Annotated in this window: 12 protein-coding genes; 9 read left to right on the forward strand and 3 right to left on the reverse strand. The window is 62.1% G+C overall.

Annotation, left to right across the window (positions count from 1 at the left end; genetic code table 11):
• The 4 genes from MOV61_RS21645 to MOV61_RS21660 form a co-directional block, all read left to right on the forward strand.
• Positions 1-381, forward strand: a 381-nt coding sequence (locus tag MOV61_RS21645) for an acyl-CoA dehydrogenase family protein (protein WP_258718956.1), incomplete at its 5' end; no start/stop codon positions are given.
• 46 nt (positions 382-427) lie between these two features.
• Positions 428-1,339, forward strand: a complete 912-nt coding sequence (locus MOV61_RS21650) for an amino acid--[acyl-carrier-protein] ligase (protein WP_247138043.1) — start codon at positions 428-430, stop codon at positions 1,337-1,339.
• Positions 1,340-1,343: 4 nt separating this feature from the next.
• Positions 1,344-2,327, forward strand: a complete 984-nt coding sequence (locus MOV61_RS21655) for a DUF1839 family protein (protein WP_247138044.1) — start codon at positions 1,344-1,346, stop codon at positions 2,325-2,327.
• Complete coding sequence (locus tag MOV61_RS21660; protein WP_247138045.1) at positions 2,324-4,807, forward strand: glycosyl hydrolase 2 galactose-binding domain-containing protein; 2,484 nt, start codon at positions 2,324-2,326, stop codon at positions 4,805-4,807. The genes MOV61_RS21655 and MOV61_RS21660 overlap by 4 nt, the downstream gene beginning before the upstream one ends.
• Here the strand turns inward: MOV61_RS21660 and MOV61_RS21665 are convergent.
• Positions 4,804-6,615: an alpha/beta fold hydrolase gene (locus MOV61_RS21665; RefSeq protein WP_247138046.1), complete on the reverse strand. Its 1,812-nt coding sequence runs from the start codon at positions 6,613-6,615 to the stop codon at positions 4,804-4,806. The genes MOV61_RS21660 and MOV61_RS21665 overlap by 4 nt on opposite strands.
• A gap of 489 nt (positions 6,616-7,104) precedes the next feature.
• On the opposite strand from MOV61_RS21665, the gene purU reads away from it, so the two are divergent.
• The 3 genes from purU (at position 7,105) to MOV61_RS21680 (ending at position 11,350) form a co-directional block, all read left to right on the forward strand.
• Positions 7,105-7,989 carry a formyltetrahydrofolate deformylase gene (gene purU, locus MOV61_RS21670; RefSeq protein ID WP_247138047.1) on the forward strand — a complete coding sequence of 295 codons (885 nt, stop codon included), beginning with the start codon at positions 7,105-7,107 and terminating at the stop codon, positions 7,987-7,989.
• 85 nt (positions 7,990-8,074) lie between these two features.
• The gene (locus MOV61_RS21675; RefSeq protein ID WP_247138048.1) at positions 8,075-10,720 is read left to right on the forward strand and encodes an aminotransferase class III-fold pyridoxal phosphate-dependent enzyme; all 2,646 of its coding nucleotides are present in this window, start codon (positions 8,075-8,077) and stop codon (positions 10,718-10,720) included.
• Between the two features lie 432 nt (positions 10,721-11,152).
• Entirely contained in the window at positions 11,153-11,350 is a 198-nt protein-coding gene (locus MOV61_RS21680; protein ID WP_038591355.1) for a hypothetical protein, read from the forward strand.
• A gap of 52 nt (positions 11,351-11,402) precedes the next feature.
• Here the strand turns inward: MOV61_RS21680 and MOV61_RS21685 are convergent, their stop codons facing one another.
• Positions 11,403-11,639, reverse strand: coding sequence for an Lrp/AsnC ligand binding domain-containing protein (locus tag MOV61_RS21685; RefSeq protein WP_038547100.1), 237 nt, complete (start codon positions 11,637-11,639; stop codon positions 11,403-11,405).
• Between the two features lie 53 nt (positions 11,640-11,692).
• Positions 11,693-12,631, reverse strand: coding sequence for a LysR family transcriptional regulator (locus MOV61_RS21690; RefSeq protein ID WP_247138049.1), 939 nt, complete (start codon positions 12,629-12,631; stop codon positions 11,693-11,695).
• A gap of 98 nt (positions 12,632-12,729) precedes the next feature.
• Between MOV61_RS21690 and MOV61_RS21695 the strand changes: the two genes are divergently transcribed.
• Positions 12,730-14,013: an FAD-binding oxidoreductase gene (locus tag MOV61_RS21695; RefSeq protein WP_247138050.1), complete on the forward strand. Its 1,284-nt coding sequence runs from the start codon at positions 12,730-12,732 to the stop codon at positions 14,011-14,013.
• Between the two features lie 56 nt (positions 14,014-14,069).
• Positions 14,070-14,867, forward strand: a 798-nt coding sequence (locus MOV61_RS21700; protein WP_247138051.1) for an aldehyde dehydrogenase family protein, incomplete at its 3' end; no start/stop codon positions are given.

Genomic DNA, 14,867 nt, shown 5'->3' on the forward strand with positions numbered 1-14,867 from the left:
AAGGCGGGCGGCACCCAGCCGCCCGGCGCGCTGAGGCTCGCCGAAGCGTCGAACCTGCTGCAGCTGCTCAAGGGCAATATCCTGTCGGGCCTCAAGACCTACGCGGATGCGAAACACGATCCCGACAAACTGTCGTCCATGGCCTTTTCGATCGCCATGAACAATATCAAGCTCGCCTCTTCCGAGACGATCCTGACCATCATCAACCAGGCGATGATCATCTGCGGCATCATGGGCTACAAGAACGGTACGCCCTATAGTCTCGGACGGCATCTTCGCGACGCGCATTCCGCCCAGCTGATGATTTCCAACGACCGCATTCTCGGCAATACGTCGACCATGCTGCTCGTTCAAAAACCGGACACCAGCCTGCTCGGCTGACGCCCCATCACTTCAGATGTAATCGTTTAAAGAATGAGGTGAATCCATGGATCTGCAAGTTTCCTTTCTCGACCGCCTGTTCGACGCTGGCCTGCTGATCGAGACCGGCGTCGACGGACTGTATGGCCGCAGCGGCCAGTTCGAAGACGTCATTGCCGCCTTCGAGCGGCTGATCGACAAGGTCGGCGGTGCCGACGGCGCGGAGGCGATGCGCTTCCCGCCGGGCATGAACCGCGCCTTCTTCGAGACCAGCGGCTATATGAAGAGCTTTCCGCAGCTCGCCGGCACGGTTCACTCGTTCTGCGGCAACGAACTCGACCACATGAGCCTGCTGAAATGCATGGAAGTCGGCGAGGAGGACTGGACCAAGGGCCAGGAAGCGACCGACATCGTGCTGACGCCGGCGGCCTGCTATCCGCTCTACCCGACCGTTGCGCGCCGCGGCAACCTGCCCGCCGGCGGCGGTCTTTTCGACCTGCAGAGCTACTGCTTCCGCCACGAGCCCTCCAAGGATCCGGCCCGCCAGCAGCTTTTCCGCATGCGCGAATATGTCTGCATGGGGACCGAACAACACGTGACCGATTTCCGCCAGCTGTGGATGGACCGGGGCGTCGAGATGATGAAGTCCGTCGGCCTCGACGTCACCATCGACATCGCCAACGATCCTTTCTTCGGCCGCGCCGGCAAGATACTGGTCAACAACCAGCGCGATCAGAACCTGAAGTTCGAACTGCTGATCCCGATCGCCTCCGTTGCCCAGCCGACCGCCTGCATGAGCTTCAACTATCACCAAGACAGTTTCGGCCTGAAATGGGGCCTCAACCTGGAAGACGGCAGCGTCGCGCATACGGCCTGCGTCGGTTTCGGCCTGGAACGAATTGCGCTCGCGCTTTTCCACACCCACGGTCTGGACGTGAAGGAGTGGCCGGAACACGTCCGTGCCACGCTCTGGGGCTGATCCCATGACGGCGGTGTTTCCCGCGCTCGATCCGGGCAACTACACGACGCATGCGCTGCATTCGGCCGAGCGCATGTGGCCGGAGACGAACTGTTACATCGATCTGTGGATCGAAGTGCTTTCGGCGCAGGGTCTGCCGCCGGAAGCGATGCTTGGTTTCACCCTGACCCAGGATTTCGAAGGCGACCAGTTCACCTTCTTCAAGGTGCCGCTGGAGGATCTCGAAACCCTGTTCGGCATTCGCGTGACCGAACTGGCGATCTTCGACCGGCCGGAACGGCATGTCGCGGAGCAGATCCGCCGCGGCCGGCTGACGCTGGTCGAACTCGACAGCTTTTATCTGCCCGATACGCGCGGCGTCGCCTATCGCCAGGAGCACGGCAAGACGACGGTGGCCATCAACCGGCTCGACCTCGAAAGCCGCGGGCTCGACTATTTCCACAATGGCGGCTTCTTCACCCTTTCCGGCGAAGATTTCGATGGCCTGTTCCAGTTGAACGCGGCCCCGGACGCGCTGCCCTTCCTGCCTTATACGGAATTCGCCAAGTTTCCGGCGGCCTATCCGGAGGTGAGGGAAATTCGCGAGACCGCATGGAAACTGCTCAGGCATCATTTTGCCCGGCGGCCGGAGGACAATCCGATCCGGGCCTTTGCGAAAGTTTTTCCAGAGCAGGTCGAGCGGATTGCCGACAGGGATTTTGGCTTCTTCCACAAATATGCGTTCAACACGCTCCGCCAGCTCGGCGCCAATTTCGAGCTGCTGGCGAGCCATCTCGCATGGCTGAACCCCAACGCGTTCGCTCAGTCAGAACAGCAGGCGCTGAAGATTTCGGAAGTGGCAAAATCCACCCAGTTCCAACTTGCCCGCGCCCTCACCCGCAAGAAGTTCGAGCCGCTCGCAACGGCGCTCGATCCGGCCGCTGATGCCTGGGACCTGTTGATGCGCGACCTGGCCTCGACGCTGACCCAGACCCGCGAGGCCGCGTGAGCCTTCTTATCCCGATCGGGTCAAAGACCAGCCTTCTTGCCGAAGGCTGGTCTTTGACGTTGACCGCGCCAGGCGCCTACACCCTGCCGGCCGACCTTCCTTCGGATCTGGAATACCTGCCAGCCATGGTGCCGGGCACGGTCGCCGCCGCCCTGGAAGCCGCAGGCCGCTTCGACCGCAACAATCCCGAGCCGCTGATAGACAAGGATGCCTGGTATCGCCGCTCGCTTGCCGGTGAAACGCCCGGATCCGCTATCCTGCGGTTTGCGGGGCTTGCGACGGTGGCCGAGGTGTTTCTCGACGAGACGCCTATCCTGTCCTCGGCCAGCATGTTCGAAAGCCATGATGTTGCGGTCGAGTTGACTGGCACGGAAACGCTGGCGATCTGCTTTCGGGCCTTGAGACCGCATCTGGGCAGGACCGGGCCTCGCGCCCGCTGGCGACCGCGGCTGATGAACCAGCAGGGGCTTCGGCTGATCCGCACCACCGCGCTGGGCTTCATGCCCGGTTGGAGCCCCGAGATTCATGCGGTGGGGCCCTGGCGGCCGATTTCGATGATGCGTGTCGACGACAATCGCTTCGCTTCGCCCCCCTCATCCGGTCCCACAGGCCACCTTCTCCCTGCGGGAGAGAAGAGGGAGTTTGCGGTTTCGGCGACGCTCGATGGGAGCGGAACAGGCATTTTGAATGTCGGCTTTGCTTTCGACGGACCGCCCCGGGATTTCCGGCTTGTCTGCAACGGCACCGAGGCGCGCTTCGCGAACGACGGTGGACGATATTCGGCCGAGCTTTGCTTGCCGGGGATAAAACCCTGGTGGCCGCATACCCATGGCGAGCCGGCACTGTACGACGTGACACTCAAGATCGAGGACAAGGAGTTCCCGATCGTCCGCACCGGCTTTCGAAACCTGACGGTCGATCGCGGCACCGATGGCGATGACTTCGCCGTCGTCGTCAACGGTCGGAAAATATTCTGCCGCGGTGCCGTCTGGACTTCCGCCGACATCGCAAAGCTGCCCGGCGACCGCGCGAGCTACGAACCCTGGCTGAGGCTCGCCAAAGAAGCGGGCATGAACATGATCCGCATTCCAGGCATCGCGACCTATGAAAGCCCGGAATTCTTTGCGCTATGCGACGAACTCGGCCTGCTGGTCTGGCAGGACCTGATGTTCGCCAATTTCGACTATCCCGCCGGCGATCCGGACTTCATGATTCACGTGAAAACCGAGGTCGAGCAGTTCCTGACAGCGACACAAGCCTCACCGTCGCTTGCGGTCCTTTGCGGCGGCAGCGAGGTCTATCAGCAGGGCGCGATGCTCGGCCTGCCGGAACGCATCTGGAAAGGTCCACTCTGCGAAGAGATCCTTGGCACTTTCGCCGGCGAGTGCCGGCCGGATCTCCCCTATGTGGCCAATTCCCCTTCAGGCGGCGCATTGCCTTTTTATCCGAATGCGGGCGTCGCCCATTATTACGGTGTCGGGGCCTACAAACGGCCGCTCGACGATGCACGGCGGGCGAACGTCCGTTTCGCAGCCGAGTGCCTGGCTTTCTCCAACCTCTCCGCGTCGGAAACCCTCGCCGGCGGCAAGGCCGGCATCCCGCGCGACACCGGAGCTGACTGGGATTTCGAAGACGTGCGCGACCATTATCTGGGCACGCTCTACGGTGTCGATCCCGTGGCGCTGAGAGCGCAGCAGCCGGAACGGTATCTCGCCCTTTCCCGTGCCGTGACCGGCGAAGTGATGGAGGCGGCTTTCGCCGAATGGCGGCGGCCGGGCTCGACCTGCAACGGTGCGCTCGCCTTCACCTTGCAGGATGTCATGAGCGGCCCAGGTTGGGGCGTCGTTGACGTCCACGGCAGGCCGAAACCGGCCTGGTTTGCGCTGAAGCGCGCCTTCCGGCCGATCCAGGTCGTGTTTGCCGACGAGAGCACCAATGGGCTGGATGTTCATCTCATCAATGAAACGCCGAACGATCTGCCGGCGGTTCTGGAGATCGCCTGCCTGCGGGAGGGCAGGATGCCGGTCGTATCGGGCCGCCGCGATCTGACGCTTAAAGCCGGAAGCAGCGCGAGCGTTGCTTCGATCGACCTGTTCGGCGCCTTTTTCGACGCGAACCATGCCTATCGTTTCGGCCCACCTTCCCACGATGTGACGGTGGCACGCCTCAGGCATGAGGAAACCGGCGAGATCCTCTCGGAAGCTTTCCATTTTCCGCTCGGGCGTGCCAATGCTTTTCATGATGCCGAGATCACGGTCTCGGTCACCGAGGATGAGGGGGAATTCTGGCTGGAGATTTCGACCGACATCTTCGCGCAGACGGTCAGCATCGAATGCGACAATTACTGCGCGGCGGACAATGGATTCCATCTGGCGCCGGGCGAAATCAGGCGCATCCGCCTTGCCACGCTTTCCAAGACCGCCGAACGGCCCGCTGGCATGATCCGATCACTCGGCAGCGACCGATCCGTCCGCTTTTAATAGACGTCTTCTTCCAGAGGAAACCGGAAAGCCATTTCCCTCAATGCCTCGAGATAGACCTTGCGGGCATGCTCGGGCGTCAGGTTGTGATCGGCATCCGGAATGATTTTCGGCGATACGTTTGGAAAGCGAGCCAGGCCCGATCCGTCATGGCCGAAATAGAAATCGTACTGTTCGAGACCAAGATCGCTCTCGCTGTAAATCAGCGAAACGGGCATGCCACGCTGGTGGAGGGTGCGGAAGGCACCGTAGATCGCCCGTCCCTCCGGCAGGAACCCGCGGAAAGCATGGAAGACCTTGCCCATGGCCCGGTTGCCGAGACTTTTGGCGATATTGCGGACCGCGGCGACGGTATCGACCTCGCCCCTCAGGATGCGTTTGAACGTATCGGCCCGCAAGGCCCGCTTGCGGTAGTCCCGAAGACTACGCGCGCCACTGACGATCATGTCCTCGACGGACCGGCCGGGGCGCCAGCGGAGGACCGCCGGATTGACCGCGACATTGCCAGCGATGCGCGGTTCGACGAGTGATGCCTGGAAGCCGAGAAAGGCGCCGCTGCAGCGGCCGGCGACGACGACCGGTGTCATGCTGCAGGCTTCGAGGAAATCGATCGCTTCCGAGACATCGGCATTCTGGTCCGAATGATAGAGAACCTGGTCCAGCCGGCCAGGCACCGGCGGACTGTCACCGACATTGGCCGTGTCGAAACGCAACGACGGAATGCCGGAACGCGCAAGCGCGCGAGCCAGCCCCACCGTCGAACGGCCCCAGCCGGCATGCCGGTCATAGGCCGATGTCAGGAAAAGCACCGTCGCGCCGGCGCGATCGTGCAATGGCTCGCAGAGAACTCCGAAAAGATGGCTGTTGAGACCGAAGCGTGCCGGCGTTTCGGTAAAGCCGTCGCCAGCGAGAGGGGCCGCCGGCGCCGGCGAGCGCGATGGTGCGGAAGCAGCCGGTCCGGACGGTAATGCGACGATCCAGTTCGTCAGATTATCGGCAACCGTCAGCGGCAACTTGACGATCACCGGGTTTGAGACGAGCTTGTCGTAACCTTCGAAAGGTTGTTCATCCACATCGGCGCCAAGCGCCCGCAACCGAACGGCAAACTCCTTGTCGGAGGGCCGATCGGCCCGGCCGACGACCAGCACGCGCGGTGCAGGCGGCCGGTCGACCTTTAACAGATTGACGTTGCGAACCTCGTCGGCGATCTCACTGGGCATGGTGAGCGACGCGATAGAGACGCCGATTTCACTATGCTGTTCTTCGGTAAGGCCCAGATTTTCGTCGACCACCCTGGACCAGACCGCGAGCTCGCGGATATGCAGACGGCCGGAAACGACCGGCGCCATATAAACGATGGCGGCGAGCGCCTCGATCTCCTCGGCGGCCCTGGTGGCGACGAGCGCCCCCAGCCCCTGCGAGATGACGGCGATGCGCTCGCAGCCGGAAAGCTCCTTGAGATGCGCGGCAGCGGAAACGAGACTGTCGGACCAGACGGAAAGCCCGCCTTCGAAATCGATATCGTCAAGCGCGTCGCCGGTGCCGGGATAATCGAACCGCAGGCTGGCAACACCGCGATCGGCAAGCTTTTCGGAAATGATGCGCCAGAATTTGCGCGTGCACATTTCCTCCAGCCCCCAGGGGCTGGCGAACAGCACGGCAGTGCTCGACGGCTGGGTACCGTTCGACGGCGGCGTGAAAAGCCCAATCGTGCCGTTGAAGGTCAACGGTTCGGAAGCCGAGCGTGGCAGCAGTGGCGATACTTCCCCGGCGGACGGGGATTTATTTCGGGCGTCCATCATAGCCATGCCGGCGGTTTTTCCATCACTATAACAGCAATACGCCCGGTCTTGCTGATAAAGGCTTAAACTATCGGGGGCGATTTTACCGATCGCAGGCGGAACTGTTCCGAAAAGGGGCGAGGGAGAACCTGCATTTGCGGCCGGTCACCGATTCTGGCCAACCTTTCAGGACCTCTGCTTCAAATCTTCCTGCAGTGCGAAACGGCAACCCGCCACCATAACGTCAAGTAAATGCGAATCGTTGCTCGAAGCGGCTTCCGCGGCGGTGATGCGCGCGCCGACGGCGCAAAGGGAACGGAATTTTGGGTGGCTGGCTTTAAGGTCGGGAGGTAAGAAGCTTGCCGAGACATAAAAACAAGGCGGCCTGTACACATTCTAGAACCAAGCTCGGGCCTCGTTGGGCATTTTCCTGTCCCATAGGGGCTGGATATTGTCCGGCACCAATTTTATGTATACACGGAATGGCCGATCGATGGCAGAGGAGGGAGAATTTGCATGAACAACTACGTCCTGACCGTTTCCTGCAAGACGACGCGCGGCATTGTCGCGGCGATTTCCGGCTTTCTGGCGGAAAAGGGTTGCAACATCATCGACTCATCGCAGTTCGATGACCTCGACACGGGCAAGTTCTTCATGCGCGTCAGCTTTCTCTCCGAAGAAGGCGCCGAGCGACCGGCGCTGCTCGAAGGCTTCAAGCCGATCGCCGGCCGATTCGAGATGGAATGGGAGATCTTCGATACCGATGAGCGGATGAAGGTTCTCCTGATGGTCTCCCGTTTCGGCCACTGCCTGAACGACCTCCTCTACCGCTGGAAGATCGGCGCGCTTCCGATCGATATCGTCGGCGTCGTCTCCAACCATTTCGACTACCAGAAACAGGTCGTCAACAATGACATCCCCTTCCACCACATCAAGGTGACGAAGGAAAACAAACCGCAGGCCGAAGCCCAGCTTCTCGATCTGGTCGAGCAGAGCGGCACGGAACTCATCGTGCTGGCCCGCTACATGCAGGTTCTGTCCGACAGTCTCTGCAGGAAGATGTCCGGCAAGATCATCAATATCCACCACTCCTTCCTGCCGAGCTTCAAGGGTGCCAATCCCTACAAGCAGGCCTATACCCGCGGCGTAAAACTGATCGGCGCGACGGCGCATTACGTCACCGCTGATCTCGACGAAGGCCCGATCATCGAGCAGGACACCGTGCGCATCACCCATGCGCAGTCGGCCGACGACTATGTTTCGCTCGGCCGCGACGTCGAAAGCCAGGTCCTGGCGCGCGCCATCCACGCCCATATCCATCACCGTACCTTCATCAACGGCAATCGTACCGTCGTCTTCCCGCCGAGCCCCGGTTCCTACGCTTCGGAGCGTATGGGCTAAGACCTAGCCAATGTCGGTGAAAAGGCCTATGGACGCAGGCCTTTAACGCTCTATCCTCTTCGGAAGCGCCCTTCCGGAGAGGTTCATGTCCGACGTCCTGCCAGAACTCATCGAGCCTCCTGCAAACGACCTTTCGATCGACGCGATCGAGGGCGTTCTACGCGACCACTACGGGCTTTCCGGGCAGATCTTCCCGATCGAGGGACGGCAGAACCCCTACTTCCTGATCGACAACGGCCACTTGCGCTATCTGCTCAAAGTATCGCCCGCCAACGATCCCATCGAGGAGATCGAGGCGGAACACGCCTTGATGCGCCATATCCTGCGCAGTCCCGACGGGCCGCGAGTTCCCGAACCGGTGATGACCAAGGACGGCGGCGATATGCTTGTCCTGCCGCTCGGCGGCGAAGACCGGCGTGTCCGCCTCCTGACATTCCTGGAAGGTGCCCCGCCGCCGACCGGTGAAAAACTGTCGGATCGATCCGTCGCCGCCTTCGGATCGATCTCGGCCGAGCTTGCGAAAAGCCTCCAGGATTTCGAACATCCGGTCCTCGAGCGCGAGCCGGAAGGCGACCTGCGCAAGGCCGGCCCCCAGACGGTCTCGCTTCTGTCCACCGTCGCCGACCAGGAAATCCGCGACGTGATCGCCAAGGCGATGGTGACGGCGCTTCGGCGCATCCAGCCGCTCGGCCCGGGCCTCAGGGTCGCGGCGGCACATCAGAACCTGAATGCCGGAACCGTCATCGGCGAAGATACGGGAGGCACATGGATGCCGACCGGCGTGACGGATTTCTCAGGCATTTCCAATGGCTGGCTCGTTGCCGGTTTCGCCAATACTTGTGCCTACCTGCTCGCGGACCGCGATGGAGATCCATTCGCCCTACTGCCGGCGATCCGCGCCTACCACGAGATCTATCCTTTCACCCTGGCCGAGCTCGAAGCCCTGTGGCCGCTGGTCGTCGCCCGCACCGGCATCCTCGCCGCCGAAGCCGAGAGCCGGCAAGCGTTGTCGCCCGATGATCCGCAAGCAAAGGAGGAGACCGAGAAACGCCGTGCGGTGCTCAATGGCGCAACCGCCGTTTCCCCGGCACAGGTCTTTGCAGCCATCCTCGATGCCACGGGAATGACGAAGCCGTTGCCGGAAATCGGCCGGCTCCTGCTCGATATCGACCCGGAAACTTTCCGGCTGGTGGACCTGAGCGTCACCAGTCCGCTTCTCTACGGCGGAAACTGGACGGACACCGACAACGACTGGAAGCTGCTTGCCCACATTTCCCGGGAGACCGGCCGCGCCAGCACCCGTTACGGCGAATACCGACTTTCGAAAGGCAGCACCGACCCGCAGCAGGAGCCGGAAAGTTTCGCGCTCCATATCGATGCCTGTATCCCCGCCCGGATAACGGCAGTGGCGCCTTTTGCCGGGACGCTGAAAAGCGCCGGCCCCCGCCTTGTCCTTGTCGGACGCGACCTGACCCTGCATGTCGAAGGCCTCGAATGTACGCTTGCCGAAGAGACGGAACTCGCCGCAGGCGACCCGATCGGCGTGATCGCCGGAGCGGACAACTCGATAGGCGGCCTGCGGCTCAGGTTCTGCCTCGATCCGGATCTCGTGCCGCCGCTTTTCTGCACGCCGACCGGGGTCGGCAGGTGGTCGAGGTTATGTCCTTCCCCGGCTGCATTGCTCGGCATCGATGCGAATGCCCCGGCTCCGAAACATTCCGATCAACCGGTGCGCGGCTGGAAGGAATATCTCTTCGACGCAACGGGGCGCACCGCGCTCGATCTCGGCGGCCAGGCGCCGCTGATCGGCCACGGACATCCACGCCTCGCCGCCGCGACCTACCGCCAGACCATCCTGCTCAACCGCGCCACGAGCCATCCATCTGAGCCGGAGGAGGTGTTGCGAGTGCAACTGGCTGAGCTTGCGCCTGAAGGTTTGAACCATGTCGCGTTTGCGGCCAGCCGTGGCGACGCTCTGGATCTCGCCTTCCGGCTCGTCCGCGCCCACACGAACAAGGCCCGGATCATCGGCCTGCCGGGTTTCCGGGTGAACCGCCGCGATCCGGACCTTTTCACTGTCCCCGCCATCGGCACCGCAGCCGACATGATCCACGATCTCGAGGATATCGCAGCCGTGCTCGCGAACGGTTACGACGAGGCCTTGCACCTCGACGAGCCGCTGGCCGAACTTCGAGAGAAGGCCGGCCTGCTGGTCGTCGACGAAACCGGAACGGGCTACGGCCGTCTTGGCCACCACACCTGGGGTTTCTCGCACCGGGGCCTGGCGCCTGACTTTCTGATCGCCGACGGACCGGACGGAGGGGCGACGGCGCTTCTGCTGACACGGCCCGAAATCGCGGCAAGCCTTGCCGCCGACGAACGTCCGCGGACGATCTCTCCGGTTGAAGCAGCAGCGGCCGCAGCGGCGCTCGATGTCATCAGGGAAGAGCAATTGCGGGAGAACACCCGCGAGATCGGCGGCCATCTGAAGACGCGGCTCGAAAGCCTGGCCGAACGCTTTCCGGCGATCCGTGCCGTGACCGGCAGCGGCTTGCTGCTCGTGGTCGATCTGTCGGACGAGGCTGCGAACCTCGGCGAACGGCTACGACCCGGGTTTATCGTGGACGATAGCATACCGAAGCGCATTGTCCTGCGTCCGCCGCTATGTCTCAGCCGCGAGAGCGCAGACGGGTTGGTGGATCGGATCGAAACCCTGCTCTCGGAAATTTGAGCCGGTCGATCCGGGCTTTGCCGGAAATTTTCCACTCTCGATCCTTGCTTGGATGGAAAAGCCACCTATCTCAGGGCTGACAGGCAATGATCAGGAATCGCGAATGAAATTTCACAATTCGGCCTTCTTCCTGTCATCAGTCGGAAAAAAATTCTAGGTAGATTGATTTCCGTTGATCATTTTGTGGGACTCGCCTACAGTTGATTTTCGTTCGGCCTGCTGAGTCTCGCCGACTTTCGCGCAACGCCATGAAGGGAGAGTGACATGTTTAAATTCGTCCGCGTCGCCGCCTTTGGTGAGGCCGCGTTCAAAATGAATGGCACGGATCGCCGCTCCCTTCCGTGCTGTCGAATGTAACGCTTCAGTTCAATCGTTCCTGAAAATTTTCATTCGCCAGAGCTGCGTCGCAAGCAGCCAAAGCGGGAGTCTGCCATGCAGAAGCAAGTAATCGAGTTCGGCGGCGAGCCCGTCGGTATTGTCATTCCTGACGCGGATCGGCTGAAATTCATCGCCGTTAAATTCCATGTCATCGATCTGGACGAGCAGCGTTTCGGCTCTGCCGACGAAGTGCGTCTTGCCATCCGCGAGCTGGTTCGCTCGCGCAACAGCGCCTCGGCGGCGCATGCCTGAGATTTTTAAATCCAATCCAAAAAGCCGGCCCTGTGGCGGCTTTTTTTTGCGCTCAGAACGCTGTGAAGGTCATCGTCGTCAACGAACGTTCGATGCCCGGAATCGAGGCGATCTTCTCGTTTACGAAGCGGCCGATCTCGTCGTTGTCCTTGATGTAGACCTTCAACAGCAGGTCCCATTCGCCGCTGGTCGAATAAAGTTCGGACGCTAGCTCGGTCTTGTAGATGGCGTCGGCAACCTCGTAGGTCTTGCCGGGCTTGCAGCGGAGCTGGACGAAAATAGGTTTCATGGACGTCTTCCCGTCGGTCGGATCGCCTTCGCGATCATGATGGACATGTCCGACTATTGGCCGATGCGACCGCCGTTCGCAAGCGCATCCTGGTGAATCTCTTGCCTGTGGATCTCCTGGATGATCCACTCCCTGAAAGCCGCAAGTGGCGGATAGGTGGCTCGGTCGGGCGGATAGGCGAGATGATATTGGCCGGCCTCCATCCTCTCGGCGTCCACGGCCGGCACCAGCAGGCCCTGCTCCAGCTCCCGGCCGATCAGGAACCGCGGCAGCAGCGCGGCACCGAGGCCGGCGGTTGCCGCCTCGACCATGGTGATGAACTGGTCAAACAGCATCCCATGCAAGGCATCGAACGTGATGCGGTTCTTTGAAAACCACAATTCCCAGGCGTCCGGCCGGGTATTGAGATGCAGTAGCGGCGCCTGCAGCACGTCGGCCGGAGTTTGAAGATTGTGCCGCGCCTTGAACTCCGGACTGCATGCGGGCAGCACTTCCTCATCCATCAGGAAGGTAAGCGCCGCGCCCGGCCAGCGAGCCGCACCGAAATGAATGGCGGCATCCAGCGTGTCGAACCGGAAATCGAACGGTTCGAGCCGTGTGATCAGGTTCACGACCATGCCCGGATGCGCATCGAGAAAACGCCCGATCCGCGGCGTCAGCCAGCGCGTGCCGAAAAACGGCAGGATGGCAAGGTTCAGCGTGCCGCCGGAAGGATTGGCCCTGAGATTGAGCGAGGCATGCGAAATGCGCCTGAGCGCCTCCCGCACCTCGCGGGCATACCCGTCTCCGGCAAGCGTCAACCGGATCGTCTGGCGTTCGCGTAAGAACAAAGCCACGCCGAGTTGTCTCTCGAGCGCCGAAATCTGGCGGCTGACGGCGCTCTGGGTGAGGCCAAGCTCGTTTGCCGCAGCCGTGACGCTGCCGGTGCGGGCCGCCGCCTCGAAGGCGGAAAGCAGCGAGAATGACGGGAGAAAGCGCCGGGGCGGCAGCATGTCATTCCTCCAGCGAATGATCTGTTGAGAACATGTCGATATTCATCGATAACGGCTCCCTGTAAAGAGTTGGCAACCAACACTCCCGGACAATCATCATGCTGAACGATCCCCGCTCTCACGGCCTCTGGGAAAAGACCGCCCCCGCACCGCCGCTCACCACCCGGTTGGAGGAGACGATCTCGGCCGATGTGGTGATTGTCGGCGGCGGATATACCGGTCTCTCGGCCGCGCTGCATCTTGCGCAAGCGGGGACCAATGTCGTGCTGCTCGAAGCGGCCGAGATCGGTTTCGGCGGTGCCGGCCGCAATGTCGGCCTCATCAATGCCGGCATGTGGGTGATGCCCGACGATTTCCCCAAGGAACTCGGCCCGGTTTACGGTGAACGCCTGCTCGACCTGCTCGGCAACGGCCCCGCCCTCGTCCGCGAGCTGATCGACAAACACGCCATCGCCTGCGAGCTCGAAAAGAACGGCACGCTGCATTGCGCCGTTGGCCCGGAAGGGGTGAAGGAACTGGAGGAGCGCGCCCGGCAATGGCAGGCGCGCGGCGCCCCGGTGACTTTGCTCGATGCCGCCGAGACGGAACGGCGTGTCGGTTCCACCGCCTATTCCGGATCGCTGCTCGACATGCGTGCCGGAACGCTGCAACCGCTCGGCTATGCGCGTGGTCTTGCCCATGCGGCGGTGAAGGCCGGCGCCAAGCTCCACACCGGCAGCGCCGTCATCGGCACCGGTGAGATCGACGGCCGAAAATTCGTCAGGACCGCTTTCGGCCAGGTTACAGCCGATTGGGTGATCGTCGCAACCGATGCCTACAGTACAGGCCCTTGGGAAGAGGTGCGGCGCGAGCAGGTGCACCTGCCCTATTTCAATCTCGCCACCACGCCGCTCAGCGACAACCTCCGCCGCTCCATCCTTGCCGGGCGCGAGGGTTGCTGGGACACAAAGGAAATCCTCTCCTCCTTCCGCATGGATCAGGCAGGCCGGCTGGTCTTCGGCTCCGTCGGCGCCTTGCGTGGAACAGGTACGGCGATCCATAAAAGCTGGGCTCGGCGCTCGCTGAAGCGCATCTTCCCGCAGCTCGGCGAGGTGGAATTCGAGGCCGAGTGGTACGGCAAGATCGGCATGACCGACAACGCTTTGCCCCGCCTCCACAAATTCGGCCGCAACACGATCGGTTTTTCGGGCTATAACGGCCGGGGCATCGCGCCCGGCACGACGTTCGGCAAGCTGCTTGCAAGACATATCCTCGGAGAGATCTCCGAGGCCGATCTGCCGCTACCGCTTTCTAACCCGCAGGAACCGGCCTTCCGCGCCATCAAGGAAGCCTATTACGAGGCGGGCGCACAGGTCGCCCATTTCGCCGGCGAGCGGTTCTGATTGCGAAACCGCCACCGATTTGTAGATTGACGAAAATTACCCATCCGGAGACTGACATGACGCTCGCCACACTCGATCTCGCCGCTGAGGTGAAAAACATTCTGGGCGGTCTCGGCGTGAAAGCCGAAAGCTATACTGGCGGCACGCTCGCCGTCCGTTCGCCGATCACCGGCCTGGAAATCGGCAGACTGCCGGAAGAAACCGCCGCCGGCGCCGCAAAAGCGATCGACGCAGCCCATGCGGCCTTTCTCGAATGGCGGCTGGTGCCGGCTCCGAAGCGCGGCGAACTGATCCGCCTGCTCGGCGAGGAACTGCGCGCGGCCAAGACCGCACTCGGCCGGCTCGTCTCCATCGAGGTCGGCAAGGTCACCTCCGAAGGCCTCGGCGAAGTACAGGAAATGATCGACATCTGCGATTTCGCGGTCGGCCTGTCCCGCCAGCTCTATGGCCTGACCATCGCCACCGAACGTTCCGAACACCGGATGATGGAAACCTGGCATCCGCTCGGCGCCATCGGCATCATCTCCGCCTTCAATTTCCCGGTCGCGGTCTGGTCCTGGAATGCGGCGCTCGCCATCGTCTGCGGCAATTCCACCGTCTGGAAGCCGTCCGAAAAGACACCGCTGACCGCGCTCGCCACCCAGGCAATCTTCGAAAAGGCGCTCGCCCGTTTCGTTGCGGATGGCGGGAAGGCCCCGAAGAACCTCTCGACCGTTCTGATCGGCGGGCGCGATATCGGCGAAGTCCTCGTCGATCACGACAAGATCCCGCTCGTCTCCGCAACCGGCTCCACGGCCATGGGCCGCGCCGTCGGCCCGCGGCTCGCGTCGCGCTTCGCCCGCTCGCTGCTGGAA

This window comes from Neorhizobium sp. BETTINA12A, assembly GCF_023006485.1.
GTDB lineage: Bacteria > Pseudomonadota > Alphaproteobacteria > Rhizobiales > Rhizobiaceae > Neorhizobium.

What these genes read in the sequence shown, in the direction of transcription:
- MOV61_RS21650 (WP_247138043.1), top strand. Translation starts at nt 428, where the DNA reads ATGGATCTGCAAGTTTCCTTTCTCGACCGCCTGTTCGACGCTGGCCTG.
- MOV61_RS21655 (WP_247138044.1), top strand. Translation starts at nt 1,344, where the DNA reads ATGACGGCGGTGTTTCCCGCGCTCGATCCGGGCAACTACACGACGCAT.
- MOV61_RS21665 (WP_247138046.1), bottom strand. Translation starts at nt 6,615, where the DNA reads ATGGCTATGATGGACGCCCGAAATAAATCCCCGTCCGCCGGGGAAGTA.
- purU (WP_247138047.1), top strand. Translation starts at nt 7,105, where the DNA reads ATGAACAACTACGTCCTGACCGTTTCCTGCAAGACGACGCGCGGCATT.
- MOV61_RS21675 (WP_247138048.1), top strand. Translation starts at nt 8,075, where the DNA reads ATGTCCGACGTCCTGCCAGAACTCATCGAGCCTCCTGCAAACGACCTT.
- MOV61_RS21680 (WP_038591355.1), top strand. Translation starts at nt 11,153, where the DNA reads ATGCAGAAGCAAGTAATCGAGTTCGGCGGCGAGCCCGTCGGTATTGTC.
- MOV61_RS21685 (WP_038547100.1), bottom strand. Translation starts at nt 11,639, where the DNA reads ATGAAACCTATTTTCGTCCAGCTCCGCTGCAAGCCCGGCAAGACCTAC.
- MOV61_RS21690 (WP_247138049.1), bottom strand. Translation starts at nt 12,631, where the DNA reads ATGCTGCCGCCCCGGCGCTTTCTCCCGTCATTCTCGCTGCTTTCCGCC.
- MOV61_RS21695 (WP_247138050.1), top strand. Translation starts at nt 12,730, where the DNA reads ATGCTGAACGATCCCCGCTCTCACGGCCTCTGGGAAAAGACCGCCCCC.